Origin of the sequence: Streptococcus sp. oral taxon 431 (assembly GCF_001553685.1) — a bacterium.
GTDB lineage: Bacteria > Bacillota > Bacilli > Lactobacillales > Streptococcaceae > Streptococcus.
On sequence record NZ_CP014264.1, the window covers coordinates 609,901 to 635,516 of the forward strand.

General features: G+C 40.5%; 23 protein-coding genes and 1 other RNA gene. 19 read left to right on the top strand and 5 right to left on the bottom strand.

Translation table 11 applies throughout. From position 1 onward, the window contains the following. Nucleotides 1-111 precede the first annotated feature (111 nt). Both pbp1a and recU read right to left on the bottom strand, forming a co-directional pair. Nucleotides 112-2,268, bottom strand: coding sequence for a penicillin-binding protein PBP1A (gene pbp1a / locus AXE83_RS02930; RefSeq protein ID WP_060955362.1), 2,157 nt, complete (start codon nt 2,266-2,268; stop codon nt 112-114). Then, entirely contained in the window at nt 2,265-2,861 is a 597-nt protein-coding gene (gene recU, locus AXE83_RS02935) for a Holliday junction resolvase RecU (RefSeq protein ID WP_060955363.1), read from the bottom strand. The genes pbp1a and recU overlap by 4 nt, the downstream gene beginning before the upstream one ends. Before the next feature lie 67 nt (nt 2,862-2,928). Between recU and AXE83_RS02940 the strand changes: the two genes are divergently transcribed. The 16 genes from AXE83_RS02940 to tig all read left to right on the top strand — a co-directional run bounded on the left by AXE83_RS02940 (nt 2,929) and on the right by tig (nt 18,181). Next, entirely contained in the window at nt 2,929-3,456 is a 528-nt protein-coding gene (locus AXE83_RS02940; protein ID WP_060955364.1) for a DUF1273 domain-containing protein, read from the top strand. A 69-nt stretch (nt 3,457-3,525) separates the two neighbouring features. Then, nucleotides 3,526-3,855 carry a cell division regulator GpsB gene (gpsB, locus tag AXE83_RS02945; protein ID WP_000146538.1) on the top strand — a complete coding sequence of 110 codons (330 nt, stop codon included), beginning with the start codon at nt 3,526-3,528 and terminating at the stop codon, nt 3,853-3,855. Nucleotides 3,856-3,873: 18 nt separating this feature from the next. After that, nucleotides 3,874-4,254: RNase P RNA component class B (rnpB, locus tag AXE83_RS02950), an RNA gene on the top strand. An 82-nt stretch (nt 4,255-4,336) separates the two neighbouring features. Further along, on the top strand, nt 4,337-5,494 hold the full coding sequence (locus AXE83_RS02955) for a THUMP domain-containing class I SAM-dependent RNA methyltransferase (protein ID WP_049527389.1): 1,158 nt from the start codon (nt 4,337-4,339) through the stop codon (nt 5,492-5,494). Nucleotides 5,495-5,506: 12 nt separating this feature from the next. After that, complete coding sequence (gene mapZ / locus AXE83_RS02960) at nt 5,507-6,970, top strand: cell division site-positioning protein MapZ (RefSeq protein ID WP_060955365.1); 1,464 nt, start codon at nt 5,507-5,509, stop codon at nt 6,968-6,970. 76 nt (nt 6,971-7,046) lie between these two features. Further along, on the top strand, nt 7,047-8,471 hold the full coding sequence (gndA, locus tag AXE83_RS02965) for an NADP-dependent phosphogluconate dehydrogenase (RefSeq protein ID WP_003017375.1): 1,425 nt from the start codon (nt 7,047-7,049) through the stop codon (nt 8,469-8,471). Between the two features lie 11 nt (nt 8,472-8,482). Then, on the top strand, nt 8,483-9,172 hold the full coding sequence (locus AXE83_RS02970) for a response regulator transcription factor (RefSeq protein WP_060955366.1): 690 nt from the start codon (nt 8,483-8,485) through the stop codon (nt 9,170-9,172). Nucleotides 9,173-9,401: 229 nt separating this feature from the next. Continuing rightward, nucleotides 9,402-10,319: an N-acetylmuramoyl-L-alanine amidase family protein gene (locus AXE83_RS02975; protein WP_060955367.1), complete on the top strand. Its 918-nt coding sequence runs from the start codon at nt 9,402-9,404 to the stop codon at nt 10,317-10,319. 123 nt (nt 10,320-10,442) lie between these two features. Beyond that, nucleotides 10,443-11,321 carry a mevalonate kinase gene (gene mvk / locus AXE83_RS02980; RefSeq protein ID WP_060955368.1) on the top strand — a complete coding sequence of 293 codons (879 nt, stop codon included), beginning with the start codon at nt 10,443-10,445 and terminating at the stop codon, nt 11,319-11,321. Next, nucleotides 11,303-12,256 (top strand): diphosphomevalonate decarboxylase, encoded by a 954-nt coding sequence (gene mvaD / locus AXE83_RS02985; RefSeq protein ID WP_060955369.1) that lies wholly within the window; start codon nt 11,303-11,305, stop codon nt 12,254-12,256. Before mvk ends, mvaD begins: the two co-directional genes overlap by 19 nt. After that, the gene (locus AXE83_RS02990; RefSeq protein WP_060955370.1) at nt 12,243-13,256 is read left to right on the top strand and encodes a phosphomevalonate kinase; all 1,014 of its coding nucleotides are present in this window, start codon (nt 12,243-12,245) and stop codon (nt 13,254-13,256) included. Before mvaD ends, AXE83_RS02990 begins: the two co-directional genes overlap by 14 nt. After that, nucleotides 13,234-14,235 (top strand): type 2 isopentenyl-diphosphate Delta-isomerase, encoded by a 1,002-nt coding sequence (gene fni, locus AXE83_RS02995; protein ID WP_060955371.1) that lies wholly within the window; start codon nt 13,234-13,236, stop codon nt 14,233-14,235. The genes AXE83_RS02990 and fni overlap by 23 nt, the downstream gene beginning before the upstream one ends. Nucleotides 14,236-14,329: 94 nt before the next feature. Continuing rightward, nucleotides 14,330-15,028 (top strand): cell wall-active antibiotics response protein LiaF, encoded by a 699-nt coding sequence (gene liaF / locus AXE83_RS03000; RefSeq protein ID WP_060955372.1) that lies wholly within the window; start codon nt 14,330-14,332, stop codon nt 15,026-15,028. Further along, entirely contained in the window at nt 15,025-16,023 is a 999-nt protein-coding gene (locus AXE83_RS03005; RefSeq protein ID WP_060955373.1) for a sensor histidine kinase, read from the top strand. The genes liaF and AXE83_RS03005 overlap by 4 nt, the downstream gene beginning before the upstream one ends. An 11-nt stretch (nt 16,024-16,034) precedes the next feature. Beyond that, nucleotides 16,035-16,667, top strand: coding sequence for a response regulator (locus AXE83_RS03010; RefSeq protein WP_060955374.1), 633 nt, complete (start codon nt 16,035-16,037; stop codon nt 16,665-16,667). 230 nt (nt 16,668-16,897) lie between these two features. Next, nucleotides 16,898-18,181 carry a trigger factor gene (gene tig, locus AXE83_RS03015; RefSeq protein WP_060955375.1) on the top strand — a complete coding sequence of 428 codons (1,284 nt, stop codon included), beginning with the start codon at nt 16,898-16,900 and terminating at the stop codon, nt 18,179-18,181. Nucleotides 18,182-18,228: 47 nt separating this feature from the next. Here the strand turns inward: tig and recD2 are convergent, their stop codons facing one another. From recD2 to rnhC, 3 genes are all read right to left on the bottom strand, one after another. Continuing rightward, nucleotides 18,229-20,595 carry an SF1B family DNA helicase RecD2 gene (gene recD2, locus AXE83_RS03020; protein ID WP_060955376.1) on the bottom strand — a complete coding sequence of 789 codons (2,367 nt, stop codon included), beginning with the start codon at nt 20,593-20,595 and terminating at the stop codon, nt 18,229-18,231. Between the two features lie 100 nt (nt 20,596-20,695). Beyond that, nucleotides 20,696-21,310 (bottom strand): signal peptidase I, encoded by a 615-nt coding sequence (gene lepB / locus AXE83_RS03025; protein WP_060955377.1) that lies wholly within the window; start codon nt 21,308-21,310, stop codon nt 20,696-20,698. A 3-nt stretch (nt 21,311-21,313) separates the two neighbouring features. Beyond that, entirely contained in the window at nt 21,314-22,195 is an 882-nt protein-coding gene (gene rnhC / locus AXE83_RS03030; RefSeq protein WP_060955378.1) for a ribonuclease HIII, read from the bottom strand. A gap of 86 nt (nt 22,196-22,281) precedes the next feature. On the opposite strand from rnhC, the gene zapA reads away from it, so the two are divergent. From zapA to AXE83_RS03045, 3 genes are all read left to right on the top strand, one after another. Next, nucleotides 22,282-22,584, top strand: a complete 303-nt coding sequence (gene zapA, locus AXE83_RS03035; RefSeq protein WP_060955379.1) for a cell division protein ZapA — start codon at nt 22,282-22,284, stop codon at nt 22,582-22,584. Beyond that, nucleotides 22,581-23,129 carry a CvpA family protein gene (locus AXE83_RS03040; protein WP_060955380.1) on the top strand — a complete coding sequence of 183 codons (549 nt, stop codon included), beginning with the start codon at nt 22,581-22,583 and terminating at the stop codon, nt 23,127-23,129. The genes zapA and AXE83_RS03040 overlap by 4 nt, the downstream gene beginning before the upstream one ends. A 110-nt stretch (nt 23,130-23,239) precedes the next feature. Then, nucleotides 23,240-25,576, top strand: coding sequence for an endonuclease MutS2 (locus AXE83_RS03045; RefSeq protein WP_060955381.1), 2,337 nt, complete (start codon nt 23,240-23,242; stop codon nt 25,574-25,576). The last annotated feature ends 40 nt before the right edge of the window (nt 25,577-25,616 follow it).

Consider the following 25,616-nt stretch of genomic DNA (forward strand, 5'->3'; position numbering starts at 1 on the left):
AAGTTGTTTCTCTACATATTTTTAAAAAGTTTGACCTAGTAGAAGTTAAGATTCCACTATAAAAACTACATACAAAAAACTGAGGATTTATTCTCAGTTTTTCTATATATTTTATTGTTGTCTTCGTGGATTTTGTTGGGGTTGGTTTTGTTGTTGAGAATTTGCAGATGAGTTTGGTTGCGTTGCATTTGGATTAGTAGTACCATTCGTAGTTTCGTTTGAAGAGCTTTCACTTTCAGTTGTTGAAGTTGAACTTGAACTCTCTGTTGTCGAACTTGCTTGAGTTGATTGTGGAATCCAGTTGCTACGTGCACCATTCTTGAAGACGTAATCACCGCTTCTATAAAGTCCTTCTGGCATTGTCCAGTCCCCAGGATGATCTTCCTCTGCTAGATACTGCATCATAGAACGATAGATACTAGTGGCAACGGTAAAGCCATCACCAACGATTGGAGTAAGGCGGTTTGAGTAACCAGTCCAGACTGCCATTGAATATTTACGGGTATAACCAACAAACATTTCATCCGGAGCAACAAATTGACTTGTTTTAATGTGGTTTTCAATCTCTTCATCAGTGTAGTTTGATGTACCAGTTTTACCTGCTTGTGGAAGCCATGAAATATAAGCGTCTCGACCTGTACCAGAGTATAATACAGTTTTCATCATTTCTGTCATCATATAGGCGGTTGTTTCTTTCATAGCACGAGTACCTTGATCAGAAAACTCTTTTGAACTACCGTCGCTAAAGACAACTTTATTGATATACATTGGTTTGTGATAGATACCACCGTTAGCAAATGCAGCATAGGCGGCAGCCATTTTTTCACTACTTGCACCGTACTGTTTACCTGATTCAGTCGTATTACTTGAAATTGCGTTTGCATATACCATGGTTGGATAATCAATGCCAAGTCCGTTTAAGAATTTTTTGGCTTTATCAAGTCCAACTCTATCGAGAGTTTCGACTGCTGGTACGTTACGAGATTGTTGGATAGCAGTTTGAAGAGTGATGTTACCATAATAGCCACGATCCCAGTTGTAGACTGGAGTGCTAGTACCTGGGAAGTTATATGGTACATCCTTAAGCATATAAGCAGTTGAGTCATAGATATCGTATTCAAGTGCAGGTGCATAGTCCGTAATTGGTTTCATAGTTGAACCCCAGTCACGGTTTGTTTCCACTGCTTGGTTAGTACCAAAGGATACATTGCTAGCTTGGTGACGAGATCCGAGTTGGGCAATAACTTTACCATTTGATACATCAACGATAGTAGAAGCTGCTTGGATATCATCATCAGGATAGTTTACGTATTGATCAGTGTTATAGACGTCCCAAAGGTGTTTTTGTACCTCTTGGTCGACGTTTGTATAGACTTCCATACCTGTTGTTAATAGATTATAACCTGTCTCTTGTTCTACTTGATCAATAACCTCTTTAAGATAGTTATCCATGTACTGTGGATAGCTATTAAGAGATTTTAGACTTTGAAGTCCATCTGTGATTGGAGTATTGATGGCTGTTTCATATTGTTCGGCTGTAAGGTATCCTTGCCTTTGCATTTCTGACAAAACGAGGTTTCGTCTTTCAAGGGCAGCTTCAGGATGAGAATAAGGATCGTATTGGTTTGGAGCCTGTGGCATACCTGCTAAGAGTGCTAGCTGTGGAATGGACAAATCTTTGAGATCCTTACCATAGTAGTTCTCTGCAGCAGTCTGCATACCATAGTTACCATTTGACATGTAGACCTTATTGACGTAATAGGTCAATATTTCTTGTTTAGTTGCAGTTCGCTCTAGCTGGATAGCTAACCAAGCCTCTTGAACTTTACGGGATAGAGTTTGATCAGCTGTTGATGTTGAGAAGTAGGTCAATTTTATCAACTGCTGAGTCAAAGTCGATCCACCTTGAAGACCACTATTGCTTCGAAGGTTACGAAGGAAAGCTCCTGCTATACGAATGCTATCAATTCCTCTATGGTTAAAGAAACGGTGATCCTCGATAGAGACAATCGCATTGACAAGATCAGTAGGAATGTCACTACTTTGAGCATTGACACGACGTTCAGCACCTAAATCTGCGATTAGTTCATTTTTGCTATCATAAATTTTACTTGATGTAGTTGCAACAAGTTTGCTCTCGGAAAGTTCAGGAGCCTTGTTTGCATAGTAAAGAAAGACACCACCACCAAGCAGGAAAGCTGCGATAAATAAGCTAATCACACCAATGCCGAGGTATTTAGCGATGCGTAAGATAGTTTGTTTGTTCATATTGTTTTACCACCTAGTAAATGTTGTTTGACTGTATCAAGGTAAGGAATTTGTGGAAAAGCAGACTGCTCAATCACATAACCGAATTCTTTGATATAGTCAAGCGGCATTGACTTTTTTCCCATATCCTGATGATAAAAACGGATGAGGTCAAGTGCCGGCAATAAATACGTTTCTTGATAAGAAGAAAAATGAAGAAGGACAAAGCAAATTCCTTTTTGTTCAAGGACTTGTTCCATATGCCGAATCTGATGAGGATGGAAGTTCTTCATTGGAATCGCATGTTTTTGCCTGGTTTCCTTGGCTTCGAAATCGATGTAAAACCCTTCATAAACTCCAGAATAATCGGTAGTCGATGCTTGTCTAAAATAAGCTTCAACAATCTTAGCACGACTACGCTGAGGATAGTCTACGCGGACAATCTGAACAGGAGTTGGTTTCTTATGGATAACAGCTAAACCGTGTGTCAGATAATAATCGTTTGTAGCATTGATCATCTTCTCAAAGGTCATCCCACGATTTGCGAAATTTTTAGTTTGTGAGGTGACTTGTTGTTTTTTTTTCGATGAAAGTTTATGAGGATAGTTGACCATAATTCTCCTTATTGGTACAATAACATCACTCTATTATACCATAAAAGTGAACAGAAAGGGTGAAAAAATGCATACAGCCTTGGTTTTAGGCTATTCTAGCTTTGATTTAGGATTGTTTAATGACAAAGATATTCGTTTAAAAATTATTAAAAAAGCCATTCGTAGAGATTTGGAAAAAATGGCTGACGAAGGGTTGAAATGGTTGGTGTTTACGGGAACACTGGGATTTGAACACTGGGTTTTGGAGGTGGCCAGAGATATGAAAGAAGACTTTGGTTTCCAACTTGCGACTATCTTTGATTTTGAGACTCATGGGGAAAACTGGAATGAGGGGAATCGGGTTAAACTTAGTGAATTTAAACAAGTTGATTTTGTTAAATACGCCTATCCGAACTATGAACACAAGGGTCAATTACGAGATTATCAACTTTTCTTACTTGAAAATACAGATGGAGCCTATCTTTTTTATGATGAAGAAAATGAAACAAAACTGAAGTATTTTTACGAACTGATGAAAAAGAAAGACAACTATATTACAAAAAGATTAACATTTGAGGAATTAAACGAAGTAGCTGAAAATTTTTCCGAAAATTGAGCCTTTGACCTTGCTTTTTGTTTGCCTTTTTTTATATAATAATACTAGCAACTGAGAATGGAGAGAGACATGGCAAGTATTATTTTTACAGCAAAAGATATTTTTGAGCAGGATTTTGGAAGAGAAGTACGTGGATATAGTAAAGCAGAGGTTGATGAGTTCTTGGATGATGTCATCAAGGATTATGAAACTTATGCAGCATTAGTAAAGTCACTCCGTTTAGAAATTGCAGAGTTGAAAGAGGAATTGGCGAAAAAACCTCAAGTAACTCCAGTAGCTTCTGAACCAGCAGAGCTTGGAAGTACAACTTCTATGACAAACTTTGATATTTTGAAACGTTTGAATCGTCTTGAAAAAGAAGTATTTGGCAAACAAATCATGGATAATTCTGATTTCTAAGAATACTTCTGTTGTGCAATTTTTGGATAATCGCGTGAAGAGAGTTTCTTTTCATGAGGAAAGTCCATGCTAGCACAGGCTGTGATGCCTGTAGTGTTTGTGCTAGGCGAAACCATAAGCCTAGGGACGAGAAATCGTTACGGCAGTTGAAATGGCTAAGTCTTAGGATATGTCAGAGTAGACTTGAAAGTGCCACAGTGACGGAGTCTCTCTGGAAACAGAGAGAGTGGAACGCGGTAAACCCCTCAAGCTAGCAACCCAAATTTTGGTCGGGGCATGGAGTGCGCGGAAACGAACGTAGTACTCTGACTGCTAGCAGCTAGAGCTGCTAGTGGTAGACAGATGATTATCGAAGGAAGTGGTCCTAGTCACTTCTGGAACAAAACATGGCTTATAGAAAATTGCATATAGGTTGGGGCTGAGATATATTTCTCAACCTCATTTTTTAAAGTGAATAAAGAAAGGTCTATAAAAGACTGAAATGAAAACAACATTTAATTTAATTGCGACTGCTGCTGCGGGTTTGGAAGCTGTAGTTGGACGTGAAGTGAGAGATTTGGGTTATGATTGTCAAGTTGAAAATGGGCGTGTTCGTTTTCAAGGTGATGTTAAAGCGATTATCCAAACCAACCTGTGGCTAAGAGCTGCGGATAGAATCAAAATTGTTGTGGGAACTTTTCCTGCAAAAACATTTGAAGAACTCTTCCAAGGTGTTTTTGCTCTAGATTGGGAGAACTATCTCCCACTTGGAGCCCGTTTCCCAATTGCCAAGGCTAAGTGTGTCAAGTCAAAATTACACAATGAGCCAAGTGTGCAGGCGATTTCTAAGAAGGCAGTTGTTAAGAAACTACAAAAACACTATGCCCGACCAGAAAGTGTTCCCCTGATGGAGAATGGTCCAGAGTTCAAGATTGAAGTTTCCATTTTGAAAGATATAGCGACTGTTATGATTGATACGACTGGTTCAAGTCTCTTTAAACGTGGTTATCGTACTGAAAAAGGTGGTGCTCCAATCAAGGAGAATATGGCAGCTGCGATTTTGCAACTGTCAAACTGGTACCCTGATAAGCCTTTGATTGATCCAACCTGTGGTTCGGGAACCTTCTGTATTGAGGCGGCTATGATTGCGCGCAAGATGGCACCAGGTTTGCGTCGTTCATTTGCCTTTGAAGAGTGGAACTGGGTTAGTGACCGCTTGATTCAAGAAGTCAGAACTGAGGCAAGTAAGCAGATAGATCGAGAGATTGAACTGGATATTATGGGTTGTGATATCGATGGTCGTATGGTAGAAATTGCCAAGGCCAATGCCCAGGCAGCAGGAGTATCTGGAGATATTCTCTTTAAACAGATGCGCGTACAGGATTTGCGTACGGATAAGATTAATGGAGTTATTATTTCTAACCCACCTTATGGGGAACGTCTATCAGATGATGCAGGAGTAACTAAACTTTATGCTGAAATGGGTGAGGTTTTTGAGCCTCTTAAGACTTGGAGTAAGTTTATTCTGACAAGTGATGAAGCCTTTGAAAGTAAGTATGGTAGTCAGGCGGATAAAAAACGAAAACTCTATAATGGTACTTTGAAAGTTGATTTGTATCAATATTTTGGTCAACGTGTCAAAAGAAATTTGACAGATTAGAAAGGAGCTGCCATGGATCAGAAGGATAAAAAAGAAGAATTGTTAGAACCGGAAAAAATCTCCCAAGAACCTCAGTTTGACTTTGAGGAAGCTAAGGATCTAACAGTTGGACAAGTTATTCGAAAAAATGAAGAAATCGAAGCAGGAGTAACTCCTGATGATACGATTTTGGACAAATACATTAAACAACACCGTGAAGAAATCGAAGCTGATAAATTTACAAACATTCAGGCGAAGAAAGATGAACTTCAGAGTCTAGATGATTTGATCCAAGATGCTAAAGAAACGATTGAAGAAGAGGTGGAACCAGTAGAAGAAATCTCTGAATCAGAAAAGTTTGCTGAAGAAGAGGGAGTAGCAACTGAAGAAGTTCTCCTTTCGCCACTAGAAGAAACTTTAGTTATGGACAAAAATCTTGTAGAGGAAGTATTTGAACCTGAACAGGTAGAAAATGAGGAAACTTCACAAGAAGAAACCCCAATTCTAGCTCGCTCTCTTCAAGAAGAGGATGAGCCACGACGCAAAAAACTGTGGGTCATCTTGTCAGCTATTTTAGCGATTATTGTCTTGATTATTGGAGGTAGCTACTACGTTTATCGTCAAATTACTCGTTCTTCACAAGAAATTCAGTCTCAGTCATCTGATGCAGGTTTGGTAAGTAATCAAGCAATTCTCGATCAATTTAACAGTCTCTATGAAACTTTTTATACTGATGAGAATAAAACTGCCCTAAAAAATGGTCAGTTTAGTCAACTGAATCAACTCAAAGAACTTTTAGATAAACTTGAGGGAGCTAGAGAGCATACTCTTGCTAAATCAAAATACGATAGTCTTGAAACACAAATCAAGGCAGTTCAAGACGTTAATGCTCAATTTGAAACGCCAGCTATTACAGATGGTGTTCTAGATACAAATGCTAAAGTAAAGGCAGATGCTAAATTTACCGAAGTCAAGACTGGGAATACTGAAATTGATAAACTGCTAGATAAGGCTATTAGTCTCGGTAAGAGTCAACTTTCAAGTTCTACAAGCTCAAGCAGTAGTCAGTCAAGTTCATCAAGCCAAACAGAGTCAAGCTCAGCAACTGAAAGCAATGCTAGCAGCTCTGCTAATGCATCAACTTCAGCGGGTGAAACAGCCTCAGCAAATAATATCCTAAATAGTGGACTAGCAAGCAATGGTGTGAACCTACAAAGAAGTGTCAGTCGAGTACCGTACAATCAAGCCGCTGTAAGTGATAGTAGTAATCCTGCTTGGACTTTTGCAGATGGTGTCCTTGAACGCATTCTTGAGACTTCGCGTGCGCGTGGCTATATCACGGGTAACCAATACATTTTAGAACCTGTGAATATTGTTAATGGCAATGGTTATTACAACCTTTATAAACCAGATGGTACCTATCTCTTTACCCTTAATTGTAAGACAGGTTACTTTGTAGGGAATGGTTCTGGACATGCGGATGATTTAGACTACTAGTCAAATTGTTACAAAATTCTTTCTTTTCACAGATAAACATGATAAAATAAAACATATTAAACAAGAGGAGTGTCACATGACAAAAGCTAACTTTGGTGTTGTTGGTATGGCCGTAATGGGTCGTAACCTTGCCCTTAATATTGAATCTCGTGGTTATACAGTTGCTATTTATAACCGTAGTAAAGAAAAAACTGAAGATGTGATTGCTTGCCACCCTGATAAAAACTTCGTGCCAAGCTATGATATCGAAAGCTTCGTAAACTCAATTGAAAAACCACGTCGTATCATGCTTATGGTACAAGCAGGACCTGGTACAGATGCGACCATACAAGCCCTTCTTCCACACTTGGATAAAGGTGATATATTGATCGATGGAGGGAATACTTTCTACAAAGATACCATCCGTCGTAATGAAGAATTGGCGAACTCAGGTATCAACTTTATCGGTACAGGTGTATCTGGTGGTGAAAAAGGTGCCCTTGAAGGACCATCTATCATGCCTGGTGGACAAAAAGAAGCTTATGACTTGGTAGCAGATGTTCTTGAAGAAATCTCTGCAAAAGCTCCAGAAGATGGGAAACCATGTGTAACTTACATCGGTCCTGATGGAGCTGGTCACTACGTGAAAATGGTCCACAATGGGATCGAGTACGGTGACATGCAATTGATCGCAGAAAGCTACGATCTTATGCAACACTTGCTTGGCCTCTCTGCAGAAGACATGGCTGAAATCTTTACTGAGTGGAACAAGGGTGAATTGGACAGCTACTTGATTGAAATCACAGCTGATATTTTGGGCCGTAAAGATGACGAAGGTCAAGACGGACCAATCGTAGACTATATCTTGGATGCTGCAGGAAACAAGGGAACTGGTAAATGGACTAGCCAATCAGCGCTTGACCTTGGTGTGCCATTGTCACTCATTACTGAGTCAGTATTTGCGCGTTACATCTCTACTTACAAAGAAGAACGTGTACATGCTAGCAAGGTGCTTCCAAAACCAGCTGCTTTCAAATTTGAAGGTGATAAGGCTGAGTTGATTGAAAAAATCCGCCAAGCCCTTTACTTCTCAAAAATCATCTCATACGCACAAGGTTTTGCTCAATTGCGTGTAGCTTCTAAAGAAAACAACTGGAACTTGCCATTTGCGGACATCGCATCTATCTGGCGTGATGGATGTATCATCCGTTCACGTTTCTTGCAAAAGATCACAGATGCTTACAACCGTGATGCAGATCTTGCTAACCTTCTTTTGGATGAGTACTTCTTGGACGTAACTGCTAAGTACCAACAATCAGTTCGTGATATTGTAGCTCTTGCTGTTCAAGCTGGAGTACCAGTACCAACATTCTCAGCAGCTATTACTTACTTTGATAGCTACCGTTCAGCTGATCTTCCAGCTAATTTGATCCAAGCACAACGTGACTACTTTGGTGCCCACACTTACCAACGTAAAGACAAAGAAGGAACTTTCCACTACTCTTGGTATGACGAAAAATAAGTAGGTCAGCCATGGGGAAACGGATTTTATTACTTGAGAAAGAAAGAAATCTAGCTCATTTTTTAAGTCTGGAACTCCAAAAAGAGCAATACCGAGTTGATCAGGTAGAAGAGGGACAAAAAGCCCTCTCCATGGCTCTTCAGACAGACTATGACTTGATTTTACTGAATGCTCATCTAGGGGATATGACAGCCCAGGATTTTGCAGATAAGTTGAGTCGAACCAAGCCAGCTGCGGTGATCATGGTCTTGGACCATCGAGAAGAATTGCAAGACCAACTTGAAACAATCCAGCGTTTCGCTGTTTCATACATATATAAACCTATTATTATTGATGATTTGGTCAGTCGCATTTCAGCTATCTTCCGAGGTCGAGATTTCATCGACCAACACTGTAGTCAGATGAAAGTTCCGACAGCTTATCGTAATCTGCGTATGGATGTTGAACACCATACAGTCTATCGTGGCGATGAAATGATTGCTCTCACTCGTCGTGAATATGACCTCTTAGCTACACTCATGGGCAGTAAGAAAGTCTTAACTCGTGAACAATTGCTAGAGAGCGTCTGGAAGTATGAAAGTGCTACAGAGACCAATATCGTAGATGTCTATATCCGATATCTACGGAGCAAGATTGATGTCAAAGGTCAAAAGAGCTACATCAAAACAGTGCGTGGTGTTGGTTATACCATGCAGGAATAGAAAGCAGTTGCAGTTGTGTAACTGCTTTTTTTGATCTTTAAATAAACGAACATCTTTATCGAAAATTTCATGAGGCTTGGCTGTGCTGTCTATCAGTTTATTTTTTAAACAAATTGGTCAGTCTTAACTTCAAGTTCAAAGTAAACTTTGAATAGATTCTTGTTGGTTTAAATTTGATATATTGACGAAAGTAAAGACATTTGCTATAATCATTTTGGAGGATAAAAGAATGAAATTTTTGAAAAAAATGATGCAAGTCGCTCTAGCAGTCTTCTTCTTTAGTCTGTTAGCAACTAGTACAGTATTTGCGGACACTACAGGTGGACAGTTTGTCGATAAGGACAATAGAAAATATTATATAAAAGATGACCATAAAGCAATCTATTGGCATAAAATAGACGGTAAAACTTACTATTTTGGTGATAAAGGAGAAATGGTAGTTGGCTGGCAATATATAGAAATTCCTGGAACAGGTTATCGTGATGATTTATTAGATAACCAACCAGTTAATGAAATCGGTCTTCAACACAAGTGGTACTATTTTGATAAAGATGGCGTACTACAAGAGTTTGTTGGCTGGAAACAATTAGAGGCTAAGGATTCGTTAAATGTTGGTAAAAAACATGGTGAAGGCTTTGAGGGTCCTGAAGTTCTTAAATTAGCAAACTACTACTTTGACCAAGATCATTCATTAAAAACAGGTTGGCTTTATGATCAATCAAACTGGTATTACCTAGCAAAAACAGATTCTTCAGGAAAAGACTACCTTGGTGGAGAAAGACGTGCTGGTTGGATTAACGACAATTCAACTTGGTACTATCTTGATCCAACAACTGCTGCAATGCAAACAGGTTGGCAGTATCTTGGTAACAAGTGGTACTATCTCCGTTCATCAGGTGCTATGGCGACCGGTTGGTATCTAGATGGTTCAACTTGGTATTATTTAGATGCTCAAAATGGTGATATGAAAACTGGCTGGATTTATGTCGGTAATACTTGGTATTATCTTCGTTCGTCAGGAGCTATGGTGACAGGCTGGTTCCAAGTTAATGGTAAATGGTACTATGCCTATAGTTCAGGTGCCTTAGCTGTAAATACAAAAGTAGATGGCTACTACGTCAACTATAATGGCGAGTGGGTCCAGTAATGAAAACAAGCGATTGTGAAAGGAAACAATCGCTTTTTTTGTGAAAATATAATAAAATAGAAAGGAATAAAGTTCTAAAATTTTATCTAGAAAAAGACGAAATTCGTCTGATAGAAGGATTAAATGACAAAAGAAGTTGGTGTCGGTCAGGCACATAGTAAAATTATTTTAATAGGAGAGCATGCAGTCGTTTACGGCTATCCAGCTATCTCTTTGCCTCTTTTAGAGGTTGAGGTGACTTGTCGGGTTGTACCGGCAGCGACACCATGGCGTCTGTTTGCAGAGGACACCTTGTCCATGGCAGTTTATGCTTCCTTAGAGTATCTGAATATCAAAGATGCTTACATCCGTTGCCAAATTGACTCTGCTATTCCAGAAAAACGTGGAATGGGTTCTTCGGCTGCCATTAGCATTGCGGCTATTCGCGCTGTATTTGATTATTATCAAGCAGAACTTCCGCGAGATGTTTTAGAGATTTTAGTCAATCGGGCGGAGATGATTGCCCATATGAATCCTAGCGGATTGGATGCCAAGACTTGTCTAAGTGACCAGCCTATTCGTTTTATCAAGAATGTTGGTTTTGAAGAACTAGCCATGGACTTGTCGGCTTATCTGGTCATTGCAGATACAGGAGTCTATGGACATACTCGTGAAGCTATCCAAGTTGTTGAGAGCAAGGGCAAGGATGCCTTACCTTTCTTACATGCGCTAGGAGAGTTGACCAAACAAGCTGAAGAAGCAATAAAAACAAAAGATGCCGTGAAGCTGGGAGAGATTCTAACCAAAGCACATGGAAATCTAAAGGAAATTGGAGTTAGTAGCCCTGAGGCAGATACCTTGGTTGAATCTGCTCTTGCACATGGAGCTCTAGGCGCCAAGATGAGTGGTGGTGGTCTAGGAGGCTGTATTATCGCCCTGGTTGCTAATGTAAGCCAAGCACAAGAACTAGCTGAAAGATTAGAAGAGAAAGGAGCTGTTCAGACATGGATCGAAAGCCTGTAACAGTACGTTCCTATGCCAATATTGCTATTATTAAATATTGGGGAAAGAAAGCAGAAAAAGAGATGGTTCCTGCGACTAGCAGTATCTCTCTGACTTTAGAAAATATGTATACGGAGACGACACTTTCTCCTTTGCCAGCAGATGCAAAGGCGGATGCCTTTTACATCAATGGTCAGTTGCAAAACGAAACTGAGCATGCTAAGATGAGTAAAATCATTGACCGCTACCGTCCTGAAGGAGCAGGGTTTGTTCGTATCGATACTAAGAACAATATGCCAACAGCAGCAGGACTTTCTTCAAGTTCCAGTGGTTTATCTGCCTTGGTCAAAGCTTGTAACGCATATTTCCAACTTGGGCTGAATCGCAGAGAATTGGCCTTGGAAGCTAAATTTGCATCGGGTTCTTCATCTCGTAGTTTTTATGGCCCCTTGGCAGCCTGGGACAAGGATAGTGGAGAGATTTATCCTGTCGAAACTGACTTGAAACTAGCTATGATTATGTTGGTCTTGGAAGACCAGAAAAAACCAATTTCCAGTCGAGATGGGATGAAGCTCTGTGTCGAAACTTCTACGACTTTTGATGAGTGGATTCGTCAATCTGAACAAGATTACAAGGATATGTTAGTCTACCTCAAGGAAAATGACTTTAAGAAAGTTGGAGAATTGACAGAGAAGAACGCCTTGGCTATGCATGCTACGACCAAGACTGCAAATCCACCTTTCTCTTATCTGACAGATGCTAGTTATGAGGCTATGGATTTCGTCCGTCAGCTTAGGGAACAAGGAGAAGCTTGCTACTTTACCATGGATGCGGGTCCTAATGTCAAGGTTCTTTGCTTGGAAGAGGACTTGGAACATTTATCAGAACTTTTAGGTCAACGCTATCGCTTAATCGTTTCAAAAACAAAGGATTTGAGCCAAGATGACGATTGTTAAAACTTGTGGGAAGCTCTATTGGGCTGGTGAATATGCTATTTTAGAGCCGGGACAGTTAGCCTTGCTGAAGGCCATTCCCATCTATATGACTGCTGAAATTAATGCATCTGATGTTTATAGACTCTACTCAGATATGTTTACCTATAGTGTAGACATGCGACCAGATTCTTCTTATGCCTTGATTCAAGAAACAGTTGCCATAGTAGAGGAATACCTGACTGATCAAGGGGTTGACTTACAGCCGTTTTCTTTAGAGATTCGTGGGAAAATGGAGCGTGAGGGCAAGAAGTTTGGTCTGGGTTCTAGTGGTAGTGTGGTTGTCTTGGTCATCAAAGCCATGCTTGCTTTTTATGGAAGACCAGCTGAAAGAGAAGTCTTGTTTAAATTAGCGAGTGCAGTACTTCTTAAACGTGGGGACAATGGCTCCATGGGGGACATTGCCTGTATCGTCTCAGAAGACCTAGTCCTCTATCAGTCATTTGATCGTGAGAAAGTGGCAGATTGGCTAGAAAAGGAAGACTTGCAGCCTGTATTAGAACGTGATTGGGGCTTTTCTATTAGGAGTGTTGAACCAGCGTTGAAATTTGATTTTCTGGTTGGTTGGACTAAGGAAGTGGCTGTATCTAGTCACATGGTCAAGCAAATCAAGAATAATATGAACGCTAGCTTTTTGCAGGCTTCAAAAGAAATTGTAGCTAACTTGGTAAAGGCTTTGCAGGTAGGTCAAGAAGAAATCGTTATTGACTTGCTAGAACAAGCTAGCCAACTCTTAGAAGGCTTGAGTTCAGATATTTATACACCTTCGCTCAGACAATTAAAAGTTGCCAGTAGAGACTTGAAAGCTGTTGCTAAGAGTAGTGGTGCCGGTGGTGGAGACTGTGGGATTGCTCTTAGTTTTGACCAAGATTCGACAACATTACTGAAAAAACGTTGGGCTGATCTAGGAATTGAGCTCTTGTATCAAGAAAGGATAGGACATGACGACAAATCGGAAGGATGAACACATCCGCTATGCCCTTGAACAAAAAAGTTCTTATAATAGTTTTGATGAAGTTGAATTGATTCATTCTTCGCTACCCTTATACGACATAGATGAGATTGATCTTTCGACAGAATTTGCAGGTCGAAAGTGGGACTTTCCTTTTTATATCAATGCCATGACAGGTGGAAGTGACAAGGGGAGAGAAATCAATCAAAAATTGGCCCAGGTAGCCGAGGCTTGTGGGATTTTATTTGTGACAGGTTCCTACAGTGCCGCACTCAAGGATCCATCAGATGACTCTTTTTCAGTCAAAACTAATCATCCTAATCTTCTTCTTGGAACCAATATTGGCTTGGACAAGCCTGTTGAACTAGGTCTGCAAACGGTCAAGGAGATGAATCCTCTCCTCTTGCAAGTTCATGTTAATGTCATTCAGGAATTGCTTATGCCAGAGGGTGAACGTCAATTTAGATTGTGGCAACATAATCTGAAAGATTATGCTGATCAAATCACGGTTCCCCTTGTTTTAAAAGAAGTCGGCTTTGGCATGGATGTTAGGACCATTGCTAAAGCATACGAGATAGGGATAAGAACAGTTGATTTGTCTGGTCGTGGGGGGACTAGCTTTGCCTATATCGAAAACCGTCGCAGTGGTCAACGGGACTACCTCAATGATTGGGGTCAATCGACCATGCAAGCACTTCTGAATGCCCAAGACTGGAAAGATAAGATGGAGCTTTTGGTAAGTGGAGGAGTGCGCAATCCACTAGACATCATCAAATGCCTGGTCTTTGGAGCCAAGGCAGTTGGTCTATCACGCACTATGTTAGAGCTGGTTGAAAATTACTCTGTTGATGTCGTTATTTCCATTGTTGAAAGCTGGAAGGAAGACCTACGCTTGATTATGTGTGCCCTTAATTGCGCAAGGATTGAGGATTTGCAGCAGGTCGACTATCTCCTTTATGGAAAATTAAAAGAAGCAAAAGACCAAATGTGAGGAGGTCGGGATTTTTATCCCGATCTTTTTATCATTCCTCAGACGGATGTGACTTTTGGGATTTGTGATACAATTAAATAGAGAGGACGGATACATGCGAAAATTTCAAATTTTTCTATTTATTGAAGCTTGTTTATTAACAGGAGCTCTGATTATGATGGTATCAGAGCATTTTTCCCGTTTTCTGTTGATCTTGCTCTTATTTTTACTGCTGATTCGATACTATACTGGAAGACAGGGGAATAACCTTATATTAGTGGCAGTGAGCATCCTATTTTTCTTTATCATCATGCTCAATCCCTTTGTCATTTTAGCTATCTTTGTGGCTTTGATTTATAGTCTCTTCTTGCTTTATCCCATGATGAATCAGGAAAGAGAAGATACCAATCTGTTCTTTGAAGAAGTAGTGACGGTGAAGAGGGAGAAAAATCGCTGGTTTGGGAATCTACACCACTTCTCAAGCTACCAGACTTGTCGCTTTGATGATATCAACCTCTTTCGTCTCATGGGGAAGGATACCATTCATCTAGAGCACGTGATTTTGAGCAATCATGATAATGTCATCATCTTGAGAAAACTGGTGGGTACGACTAGAATTATTGTACCAGTAGATGTTGAAGTCAGCCTTAGTGTCAATTCTCTGTATGGAGACTTAACCTTTTTTGACCATCCTAAACGTGCTTTACGTAATGAGCAATTTCATCAAGAAACCAGAGATTATCTTAAGAGTCCTAAGAGTGTTAAGGTACTTTTAACAACCATGGTTGGAGATGTTGAGGTGGTGAGAGGATGAAAAAACAACCTTATATTTTAATTGGTCTTACCTCATTTCTCTTTGTTGCTTTTCTATTTCGAAACATTTTTAAGATTTTGGATTTGGAGTGGACTTCTCTCTTCCAAGATTTAGAAAAGACAGAAAAAGTCGTATTTTTAGGCTTGATGTTTAGTCTTGCCCTTGCTTTTTTATTAGTCTTATTCTGGAAAATGGTTGACGAAATTTCAAGAAGAAGAATCCAAGCAAATCTCAAACGTCTACTAGCTGGCAAAGATATTGAAAGTCTGGGAGATGCTGACCTAGACGCAAGTTTTAGAAATTTGTCAGGAAAGCTCGGTTTGTTGACAGAAGCTATTCAAAAAGCAGACAATCAGGCCTTGGTCAAAGAAGAAGAAATTGTTGAAAAGGAGCGAAAGCGAATCGCGCGTGACTTGCATGATACAGTTAGCCAAGAAATTTTTGCTGCCCATATGATTTTATCAGGGCTCAGTCAACAAGCTTTCAAATTAGACAGAGAGAAGATGCAAACACAACTCCAAAGCGTGACTTCCATTTTAGAGACAGCTCAAAGAGACTTGCGCATTCTTCTTTTGCATTTACGACCAATTGAACTGGAACAAAAAAGCTTGGTAGAGGGTATTCAGCTACTCCTCAAAGAGTTAGAAGAAAAAAGTGAATTGAAGGTAAGCTTTAAATATCAGGTAACTGCACTACCTAAAAAGATTGAAGAACATATTTTTCGGATTGTACAAGAATTGATTAGTAATACACTTCGTCATGCCCAAGCTTCATGTCTAGATGTTTACCTTTATCAAAGGGAAACAGGTTTGCAGTTGAAGGTAGTAGACAATGGTCGTGGTTTTCAGCTAGATGATGTTGATGAACTAAACTATGGTCTACGCAATGTCAAAGAACGAGTGGAAGATATGGCTGGGACTATACAATTATTAACAGCTCCCAAGCAAGGTTTGGCAGTGGATATTCGCATTCCCTTGCTTGATTTGGATAGATAAGAGGAAGTAAGATGAAACTATTATTGGTAGATGACCACCAAATGGTGCGTCTGGGTTTAAAAAGTTTTTTTGGATTACAAGATGATGTAGAGGTTGTAGGAGAAGCAACCAATGGTGCGGAAGGAATTTCCATGGCCTTGGAGCTTCGTCCAGATGTGATTGTCATGGATATTGTCATGCCTGAAGTCAATGGGATTGACGCAACTCTAGCTATTCTCAAAGAATGGCCGGAGGCTAAAATTTTGATCGTGACTTCTTATCTAGACAATGAAAAAATCATGCCGGTCTTGAATGCTGGAGCTAGAGGTTATATGCTCAAGACGTCCAGTGCAGATGAATTGTTACACGCTGTTCGTAAGGTGGCGGTTGGAGAGCTAGCCATTGAACAAGAGGTGAGTAAGAAGGTAGAATATAACCGCAATCATATTGAACTACATGAAGAGCTGACAGCTCGTGAACGAGATGTCCTTCAACTAATCGCTAAGGGCTATGAAAATCAGCGCATTGCTGATGAGCTTTTTATCTCTCTCAAGACAGTCAAGACCCACGTATCCAATATTTTAGCAAAGCTTCAGGTTAGTGACCGCACCCAGGCAGCAGTATATGCCTTTCAGCATCACTTAGTAGGGCATGAGGATTTCTAGAGGAATCTTTTGGAGTGAAATCATAATTCTCTGTTCCAAAGGTAATTTTTTCTTTGAAATAAGTTTTTAATACTTTTTCTTGGTAAATTGGATACATTTAGCCATAAAACAGTGATTTAGAATTAGCAAGTATCTCAAGCAGTACTGAAAACTCGGTTCTGACTTGAAAAAAGTTACTAGTATATGATATAATAGACTGTATTTAAAAAATTTTAAGGAGAAATGACAGAATGTCTGTATCATTTGAAAACAAAGAAACAAACCGTGGTGTCTTGACTTTCACTATCTCTCAAGACCAAATCAAACCAGAATTGGATCGTGTATTTAACTCAGTAAAGAAATCTCTTAATGTTCCTGGTTTCCGTAAAGGTCATCTTCCACGTCCTATCTTCGACCAAAAATTTGGTGAAGAGTCACTTTACCAAGACGTTATGAACGCTCTTTTGCCAAACGCTTATGAAGCAGCTGTAAAAGAAGCTGGTCTTGAAGTAGTTGCACAACCAAAAATTGATGTAACTTCAATGGAAAAAGGTCAAGATTGGGTTATCACTGCTGAAGTTGTTACAAAACCAGAAGTTAAATTGGGTGACTACAAAAACCTTGAAGTATCAGTTGATGTAGAAAAAGAAGTAACAGATGCTGACGTTGAAGAGCGTATCGAACGTGAACGCAACAACTTGGCTGAATTGGTGATCAAAGAAGGTGCTGCTGAAAACGGCGACACTGTTGTGATCGACTTCGTTGGTTCTATCGACGGTGTTGAATTTGACGGTGGAAAAGGTGAAAACTTCTCACTTGGACTTGGTTCAGGTCAATTTATCCCTGGTTTCGAAGATCAATTGGTTGGACACTCAGCTGGTGAAACTGTAGACGTTATCGTAACATTCCCAGAAGATTATCAAGCAGAAGACCTTGCTGGTAAAGAAGCTAAATTCGTGACAACTATCCATGAAGTAAAAGCTAAAGAAGTTCCAGCTCTTGACGATGAGCTTGCAAAAGATATTGATGAAGAAGTTGAAACACTTGGTGAATTGAAAGAAAAATACCGCAACGAATTGGCTGCTGCTAAAGAAGAAGCATACAAGGATGCAGTTGAAGGTGCAGCGATCGATAAAGCAGTTGAAAATGCTGAAATCGTAGAACTTCCAGAAGAAATGATCCACGAAGAAGTTCACCGTTCAGTAAATGAATTCCTTGGAAACTTGCAACGTCAAGGTATCAACCCTGACATGTACTTCCAAATCACTGGAACTACTCAAGAAGACCTTCACAAACAATACGAAGCAGAAGCTGAGTCACGTACGAAGACTAACCTTGTTATCGAAGCAGTTGCGAAAGCTGAAGGATTTGACGCTTCAGAAGAAGAAATCCAAAAAGAAATCGAGCAGTTGGCTGCAGACTACAACATGGAAGTTGCGCAAGTACAAAGCTTGCTTTCAGCTGAAATGTTGAAACACGATATCGCAGTGAAAAAAGCTGTTGAATTGATCACAAGCACTGCAACAGTAAAATAATCTATACAAGATAAAAGCCCACCTGATTCGGTGGGTTTTCTTGTACTTTATTTTCCGAAAAATTCCTGCAGGTCTTCTTCAGTAATCCCAATCATGGCTGGAATATTAGACCAGTTGTCTTCGGTTAGAATATAGGATTGTTCAGTGTCTGTTGAGGTAGCAGTATCGGTTGCAAGTTGGTTTGTTTCCTCGGCATTCTCCATTAGGTCAGCGAAACGTTCAATTAGATAGGTCTTACGAGCTGTTCCGATATGTTGGGTAGCATAGTCAAAGGCCTGTAATTCACCTAGTAAAATCAGTTTACTTTTGGCCCGAGTAATAGCAGTGTAGATGAGATTACGCTCTAACATGCGCTTGCTTGCACTAGTAATAGGTAGAATAACGACGGGAAACTCGCTACCCTGAGACTTGTGGATACTCATGGCATAGGCTAAACGAATCTTGTACCATTCATTTCGAGGATAGGAAACCTCGTTACCATCAAAATCGATGACAATCTCATCCTGCTTGGACTCGGTGTATTTTCCTGGAATCAAGTCTGTGATATAGCCTAAGTCTCCGTTAAAGACATTGACCTCTGCATCGTTAACTAGGTGGATAACCTTATCTCCTGTTCGATAGTGACACTGAGGAGCTTCAAAGCTAAGCTGGTCTTTTTGTGGAGGATTAAGGAGGTCTTGCATGAGCTGGTTGATGGCATCAATACCTGCAGTTCCACGGTACATAGGGGCAAGAACCTGAATGTCGCGAGCAGGAATGCCACTTCTGATAGCAGCACCTAGGATTTTTTCAATGCTAGCAGGGATATGGTTACTAGCGATTTCAAAGTAGGAGCGGTCTGCTTTTTTCTGGGTAAAATCTGCAGGTAATATTCCCTGGCGAATCTGACTGGCAAGAGTGACGATGGTTGATTCTTCGCTCTGACGGTAGATTCTTTCCAAACGTGTTTGAGGGATGGTTGGTATCTGGAGTAAATCTGCTAGGACTTGACCAGGACTGACAGAAGGCAGCTGGTCGCTATCACCCACGATGAGAATTTTACTGTTTGAAGAGATGTTGGAGAAGAGCTGGTTGGCCAGCCAAGTATCTACCATGGAGAATTCATCTACGATGATAAAGTCAGCATCCAGATAATCTTCTAGATGGCTGGTGTCATCGTCCCCAGTCATGCCCAGGTGGCGGTGAATGGTAGCGCTTGGTAGACCTGTCAATTCGTTCATGCGACGGGCTGCGCGACCAGTTGGAGCAGCTAGGAGAATGGGTAGATTGCTCTTTTTCTTGAGGTCCAGTCCTTCCAAAAGAGCATAGACAGCAATAATGCCATTGATAACAGTTGTCTTACCAGTACCAGGTCCACCTGTAAGGATAAAGACCTTGTTTTGGATAGCATCGCAGATGGCCTGTTTTTGAATACTATCATACTTAATCCCCAGTTCTTCCTCAACAGTTGTGATATGGTCTTGAATAGTCTCTAGATCCTGTTTTTTACTTTGGCCTTTTTCGAGGATTCTGATGAGATGACTGCGAATCCCTTCTTCTGCAAAAAAGAGGCTATTATCAAAGATCTTGGTATCAATCTGCTGGACCTTATCTTCTTCAATCAGATAAGCAAGTTCTTGGGCAACTTGACTCGGATCTAGTTCGACTGGACGGGAGGATTCTAGAAGATTGAGTGTTTGTTCCAACAAGTCCCTAGCTTCCAGATAGGTATCTCCTGTCTCCATGCAACCTTGAAAGAGACTATGGACAAGACCCGCACGGAAGCGCTCAGGAGCTTGGCTTTCAATTCCCAGTTCTTGGGCCAATTGGTCAGCGATGGTAAATCCCAAACCCTTGATATCCTCGACCAGTTGATAGGGATAGTTCTCAACAATCTCTAGCGTTTCTTCCTTGTAAAAGTCTTGGATCTGAAAGGCTAGCTTATTTGGGATGCCGTAATTAGCTAGTTTGGCTAAGACCATCTCTGTTCCGTAATTAAGACGAAGGGTTGAGACAAAGGCTTCACGATTTTTAGCAGAGAGGCCAGAGATAGACTGGAGTTTGTCTGGATTTTCTAAGATTTTGTCAATAGTGTTTTCGCCGTAGATATCCACAATTTTCTGGGCTGTTTTGAGTCCAATTCCCTTAAAATGGCTGCTGGAGAAATACTTGACCAAGCCCTTACTAGTCGGCTTGGCTCTCTCATAGCGAGTCATTTGTAGTTGTTCACCATATTTGGAGTGTTGGACGATTTGTCCCCAAAAAGTGTATTCCTCTCCTTCAATGATATCAGCCATGGTACCTGTGACAATGATTTCATAATCATCAAAGTCTTCAGCATTAGTATCCTCAATATCTAGAAGTAAAATACGGAAAAAATTGCTGACATTTTCAAAAATAATGCGTTCAATGGTGCCTGAAAAATAAACTTCCATAAAATTCCTTACAATAATTTCTGAGAAAATGTATCCCAGACTTAGTCAAAATAGAATGAGAAGAGGCTGAGATGGGAAATTCTCGGCCTCTTCCTAGTTTTTAAAATGTTCCGATACGCTTGAGTGGCCAGAAGCGGAATTTGGCTTCACCGGTGATATCTTTTGCCTTAAAGGTACCAACATGTCGACTGTCGCTAGATACCAGACGGTCATCACCTAGGAGGAGGTATTCTCCTTCTGGAACAGTGAAGGTAAAGCTAGTGTTGTAATTAACATCTAGGGTAAAGGCCTGAGCCTTTTGAGCTAAACTTCTAAAGTATTCTCCCTTTTTACCATCCCAACCAGTTCCAGTATAAGTGCTTTGGAGTTTATCTTCCTTGAAACGCTTAAGGTATTCTGCTAAATAGGGCTCATCAGTTTCTTGACCATTGATATAGAGCTTGTCGCTTTCATAACGGATAGTATCTCCTGGCATACCAATGACCCGTTTAACGATATCCTTGTTCCCATCGTCTTCATGAGCAACCACAATATCAAAACGATTGATTGGGAGATGTTTAACAACGAAGAGAATCTCTCCGTCGGCTAGGGTAGGGTCCATAGAATGTCCTTCTACGCGGACATTGCTCCAGAGAAAGAGACGGCTAAGTGCGACAAGAGTGATGATGAGGATAAAACTCCCCCACTCTTTTAAAAACGATTTTAAATATTTCATAATTTACCTTTCTAGCAGTTTTTTTGCTTTTTCAGTATTTTTAAAGTGTAGCTTGGCGCAGAAGTTGAGCCCCTGCATACCATAATCTTGGAGGATTTGGCTAGCTACCTTATCAGAAGCCGCTCCAGCCCCACTTGGAAGTTGATAACCAAGTTCTCTCCCCAGATTTTCGAGATTTTCTAGAAAGAGATCACGTGCAATGATTGAGCTAACAGCGACAGCCAAGTATTTACCTTCGGCTTTTTCCTCCAGACTGACTGGATTGGAAAAATGATTAGCTTCATTTTTTAAGTACTTCTCATAGTTTTGAGCACTAGTAAAAGCATCAATCACAATCTTTTCTGGCTGGACTCCCTTTTGAAGGAGGAGAAAGATTGCTTGATTGTGAAGAGCTACCTTGACAGAAACAGCATTGTAGCGCTCACCGATGATTTCATTATACTTTCTTGGAGAAAGAAGTAGTGCTTGATGCTGAATTTTTTCTTTAAGAATAGGCGCAAGCTGTCGAATCTTTTGGTCTGTCAGAGTCTTAGAATCCCCTACACCTAATTTTTGCAGAAAGTCATGCTGGTCAGGCGTTATAAAGGATGCCACTACAGCTAGACCACCAAAGTAGGAACCATTCCCCACCTCATCTGTTCCAATCATCGGAAAGTTTTGTCCACTAGTTCCTTGACTGACTTGATAACCAAAAAAACTGGCATAGTTTTCAGCCATTTCTCCCTGAAGCAAGACTTTTCCAGATGTGTAGATGGAAACACTTGCCTGCGGAAGCTTCAAAAAATAGCGAATATAAGGATTTTTACTAGGAGTCAGTGCTTGTTCATATTTCTGAACAAAGGCTTGAATTTCCTTTTCGCTCGGAGTTAATGTAATACTTGCCATAATTCTTATTGTACCATAAAAGCCGTAGAATTGGTAAAAACTGACAAACTAAGTGAAATTTGGTATAATATCGTGAGGTGAATTTTATGGCAAATTTAAATCGATACAAGTTTACATTCGGAAAAAAAACATTGACCCTAACAACTGAACATGACAACCTCTTTATGGAGGAAATTGCCAAGGTCGCAACAGAAAAATATGAAGCAATTAAAGAGCAGATGCCTGGAGCGGATGATGAGACAATCGCTATTTTATTAGCAGTTAATAGCTTGTCAACTCAACTCAGCCGTGAGATTGAATTTGATGATAAGGAACAAGAATTAGACGCCCTCCGTCGTCAAGTTGTAGCGACTAAACAAGAACAGAGCAAGATTGAGGATTCCCTATGATTTCCGTCCTTCTCTTATTGGTTCTTGCATGGAGCTTTTATATCGGTTATCGTAGAGGTTTGGTTCTACAGATTTACTATTTTGTAGCAACTGTGTTTTCAGCTCTTCTTGCAGGAAATTTTTATCAATCTTTAGGGAAACAATTTGATTTGTTGATTCCATATGCAAGTCCACAGGAAGGGCAGGGAACCTTCTTTTTCCCATCCAATCAACTTTTCCAACTGGACAAGGTCTTTTATGCAGGGATTGGTTACCTCTTAGCCTTTACTATATTTTATTGCATTGGTCGTTTGGTGGGTCTCTTTCTTAATCTTCTACCGACTAAAAAGCTAGAGGGCCAATATTTCCGTATAGGTGCAGGTGTTTTATCTCTGGCTGTGACCTTATTTGTCCTCCAGATGATACTGACCATTCTTGCGACTGTTCCTTTACAAATTGTTCAAAATTCACTTGAAAACAGTTTTGTAGCTAAACATATTATCCAGAGTGTTCCCATTACTAGTCATGTGATTAAACAACTCTGGGTAACCAAAATAATCGGATAAAAGGGCGGGAACTATTCCTAGCCTTTTGTTTACAGTTTCAATAGTTTAGGAGCCTTTTTGAAAAGAGTGAGAATTTAAAAAATCGTTCGCTCATTACGAAGGAAAAGAAAATGAATAAAAAGATACTAGAAACATTAGAATTTAACAAGGTCAAGGCTTTATTTGAACCTCATCTTTTGACGGAACAAGGACTAGAACAGTTAAAAGAGCTAGTCCCAACAGATAAAGCTGATAAAATTAGACAGTCCTTTGCAGAAATGAAGGAAATGCAAGAACTCTTTGTCGAACATCCTCATTTCAGCATTTCGGGAACAAAAGATATTGTTGCAACTAGCAAACGTTTGGAGATGGGTGCTGACCTCAACATCGAGGAATTTCTCCTTCTCAAGCGTGTCATATTTGCCAGTCGTGAGTTGAAGAATTTCTATGACAATCTTGAAAATGTACGTTTGGATCACCTGGCAAGTTGGTTTGAGAAACTTCATGATTTTCCACATTTACAGGGAAATTTACAAGCCATCAACGAAGCTGGATTTATTGAGAACTTTGCTAGTGAGGACTTGGCACGAATCCGTCGAAAAATCCATGATAGTGAAAGTCAAGTCAGAGATGTCTTGCAAGACCTTCTCAAACAAAAGGCCCAGATGTTGACGGAAGGCATCATCGCTAGTCGAAATGGACGCCAGGTTCTTCCAGTTAAAAATACCTATCGGAACAAGATTGCTGGGGTTGTTCATGATATCTCTGCTAGTGGTAATACTGTCTATATCGAACCGCGTGAAGTAGTCAAGCTAAGTGAGGAGATTGCAAGTCTTCGTGCAGATGAACGTTATGAGATGCTGCGTATCCTCCAAGAACTCTCTGAACGAGTAAGACCACACGCAGCTGAAATCGCCAATGATGCTTGGATTATCGGACATTTGGACCTGATTCGTGCTAAGGTTCGCTTTATCCAAGAGACGGAGGCAGTAGTACCTCAAGTGTCTGAGGGACAGGAGATTCAACTTCTTCACGTTCGTCATCCTCTTGTAAAAAATGCAGTCGCAAACGATGTGCACTTTGGGAAAGATTTAACAGCTATCGTCATCACGGGTCCTAATACGGGTGGTAAGACCATTATGCTCAAGACCTTAGGTTTGACCCAGTTGATGGCCCAGTCTGGTCTACCAATTTTAGCTGATAAGGGCAGTCGAGTAGGGATTTTCGAGGAGATTTTCGCAGATATCGGAGACGAACAGTCCATTGAGCAAAGTCTCTCAACCTTCTCTAGTCACATGACCAACATCGTCGATATTCTGGGTAAGGTCAACCAAAACTCGCTCTTGCTATTAGATGAGCTTGGAGCAGGTACAGATCCCCAAGAAGGGGCTGCTCTTGCCATGTCTATCCTAGAAGACTTACGTCTGCGTCAGGTCAAGACTATGGCAACCACTCACTATCCTGAACTCAAGGCCTATGGTATTGAAACGGCCTATGTTCAAAATGCTAGTATGGAGTTTGATACAGCCAGCCTGCGCCCAACCTATCGCTTTATGCAGGGAGTTCCAGGTCGAAGCAATGCCTTTGAAATTGCCAAACGTCTAGGATTGTCAGATGTCATCGTAGGTGATGCCAGCAAGCAGATTAATCAAGACAATGATGTCAATCGCATCATTGAGCAATTAGAAGAGCAGACACTTGAAAGCCGGAAACGTCTTGAGAATATTCGCCAAGTCGAGCAAGAAAACCTTAAGATGAATCGTGCCCTTAAAAAACTTTATAACGAGCTCAATCGTGAAAAGGAAACAGAACTCAATAAGGCGCGTGAGCAAGCTGCTGAGATTGTTGACTTAGCACTAGCTGAGAGTGATGATATACTTAAAAATCTTCACAGTAAATCTCAACTAAAACCACATGAGATTATCGAAGCCAAGGCTAAACTCAAAAAATTAGCCCCTGAAAAAGTTGACCTTTCTAAAAACAAGGTTCTTCAGAAGGCCAAGAAAAAACGAGCTCCAAAAGTTGGAGATGATATTATCGTTTTAAGCTATGGTCAACGTGGTACCTTGACCAATCAACTCAAGGATGGACGTTGGGAAGCACAGGTTGGCTTGATTAAGATGACACTTGAGGATAAAGAGTTTGACTTGGTTCAAGCCCAGAAAGAAGCGCCAGTCAAGAAGAAACAAGTTAACGTCGTTAAACGTGCAGCAGGAAAAGGTCCACAAGCTCGACTAGACCTTCGTGGCAAACGCTACGAGGAGGCTATGGAAGCCTTGGATGCCTTTATCGACCAAGCCCTGCTCAACAATATGGCCCAAGTTGATATCATCCATGGTATCGGTACAGGAGTCATCCGTGAAGGGGTGACTAAGTACCTACAAAGAAATAAACAGGTCAAGAGCTTTGGCTATGCACCACAAAATGCAGGTGGATCTGGCGCAACCATTGTAACCTTTAAGGGATAAAGCGGAACGAATGAAAATTATAATAAAATTTTCTGAAAAT

What these genes read in the sequence shown, in the direction of transcription:
- pbp1a (WP_060955362.1), bottom strand. Translation starts at nt 2,268, where the DNA reads ATGAACAAACAAACTATCTTACGCATCGCTAAATACCTCGGCATTGGT.
- recU (WP_060955363.1), bottom strand. Translation starts at nt 2,861, where the DNA reads ATGGTCAACTATCCTCATAAACTTTCATCGAAAAAAAAACAACAAGTC.
- AXE83_RS02940 (WP_060955364.1), top strand. Translation starts at nt 2,929, where the DNA reads ATGCATACAGCCTTGGTTTTAGGCTATTCTAGCTTTGATTTAGGATTG.
- gpsB (WP_000146538.1), top strand. Translation starts at nt 3,526, where the DNA reads ATGGCAAGTATTATTTTTACAGCAAAAGATATTTTTGAGCAGGATTTT.
- AXE83_RS02955 (WP_049527389.1), top strand. Translation starts at nt 4,337, where the DNA reads ATGAAAACAACATTTAATTTAATTGCGACTGCTGCTGCGGGTTTGGAA.
- mapZ (WP_060955365.1), top strand. Translation starts at nt 5,507, where the DNA reads ATGGATCAGAAGGATAAAAAAGAAGAATTGTTAGAACCGGAAAAAATC.
- gndA (WP_003017375.1), top strand. Translation starts at nt 7,047, where the DNA reads ATGACAAAAGCTAACTTTGGTGTTGTTGGTATGGCCGTAATGGGTCGT.
- AXE83_RS02970 (WP_060955366.1), top strand. Translation starts at nt 8,483, where the DNA reads ATGGGGAAACGGATTTTATTACTTGAGAAAGAAAGAAATCTAGCTCAT.
- AXE83_RS02975 (WP_060955367.1), top strand. Translation starts at nt 9,402, where the DNA reads ATGAAATTTTTGAAAAAAATGATGCAAGTCGCTCTAGCAGTCTTCTTC.
- mvk (WP_060955368.1), top strand. Translation starts at nt 10,443, where the DNA reads ATGACAAAAGAAGTTGGTGTCGGTCAGGCACATAGTAAAATTATTTTA.
- mvaD (WP_060955369.1), top strand. Translation starts at nt 11,303, where the DNA reads ATGGATCGAAAGCCTGTAACAGTACGTTCCTATGCCAATATTGCTATT.
- AXE83_RS02990 (WP_060955370.1), top strand. Translation starts at nt 12,243, where the DNA reads ATGACGATTGTTAAAACTTGTGGGAAGCTCTATTGGGCTGGTGAATAT.
- fni (WP_060955371.1), top strand. Translation starts at nt 13,234, where the DNA reads ATGACGACAAATCGGAAGGATGAACACATCCGCTATGCCCTTGAACAA.
- liaF (WP_060955372.1), top strand. Translation starts at nt 14,330, where the DNA reads ATGCGAAAATTTCAAATTTTTCTATTTATTGAAGCTTGTTTATTAACA.
- AXE83_RS03005 (WP_060955373.1), top strand. Translation starts at nt 15,025, where the DNA reads ATGAAAAAACAACCTTATATTTTAATTGGTCTTACCTCATTTCTCTTT.
- AXE83_RS03010 (WP_060955374.1), top strand. Translation starts at nt 16,035, where the DNA reads ATGAAACTATTATTGGTAGATGACCACCAAATGGTGCGTCTGGGTTTA.
- tig (WP_060955375.1), top strand. Translation starts at nt 16,898, where the DNA reads ATGTCTGTATCATTTGAAAACAAAGAAACAAACCGTGGTGTCTTGACT.
- recD2 (WP_060955376.1), bottom strand. Translation starts at nt 20,595, where the DNA reads ATGGAAGTTTATTTTTCAGGCACCATTGAACGCATTATTTTTGAAAAT.
- lepB (WP_060955377.1), bottom strand. Translation starts at nt 21,310, where the DNA reads ATGAAATATTTAAAATCGTTTTTAAAAGAGTGGGGGAGTTTTATCCTC.
- rnhC (WP_060955378.1), bottom strand. Translation starts at nt 22,195, where the DNA reads ATGGCAAGTATTACATTAACTCCGAGCGAAAAGGAAATTCAAGCCTTT.
- zapA (WP_060955379.1), top strand. Translation starts at nt 22,282, where the DNA reads ATGGCAAATTTAAATCGATACAAGTTTACATTCGGAAAAAAAACATTG.
- AXE83_RS03040 (WP_060955380.1), top strand. Translation starts at nt 22,581, where the DNA reads ATGATTTCCGTCCTTCTCTTATTGGTTCTTGCATGGAGCTTTTATATC.
- AXE83_RS03045 (WP_060955381.1), top strand. Translation starts at nt 23,240, where the DNA reads ATGAATAAAAAGATACTAGAAACATTAGAATTTAACAAGGTCAAGGCT.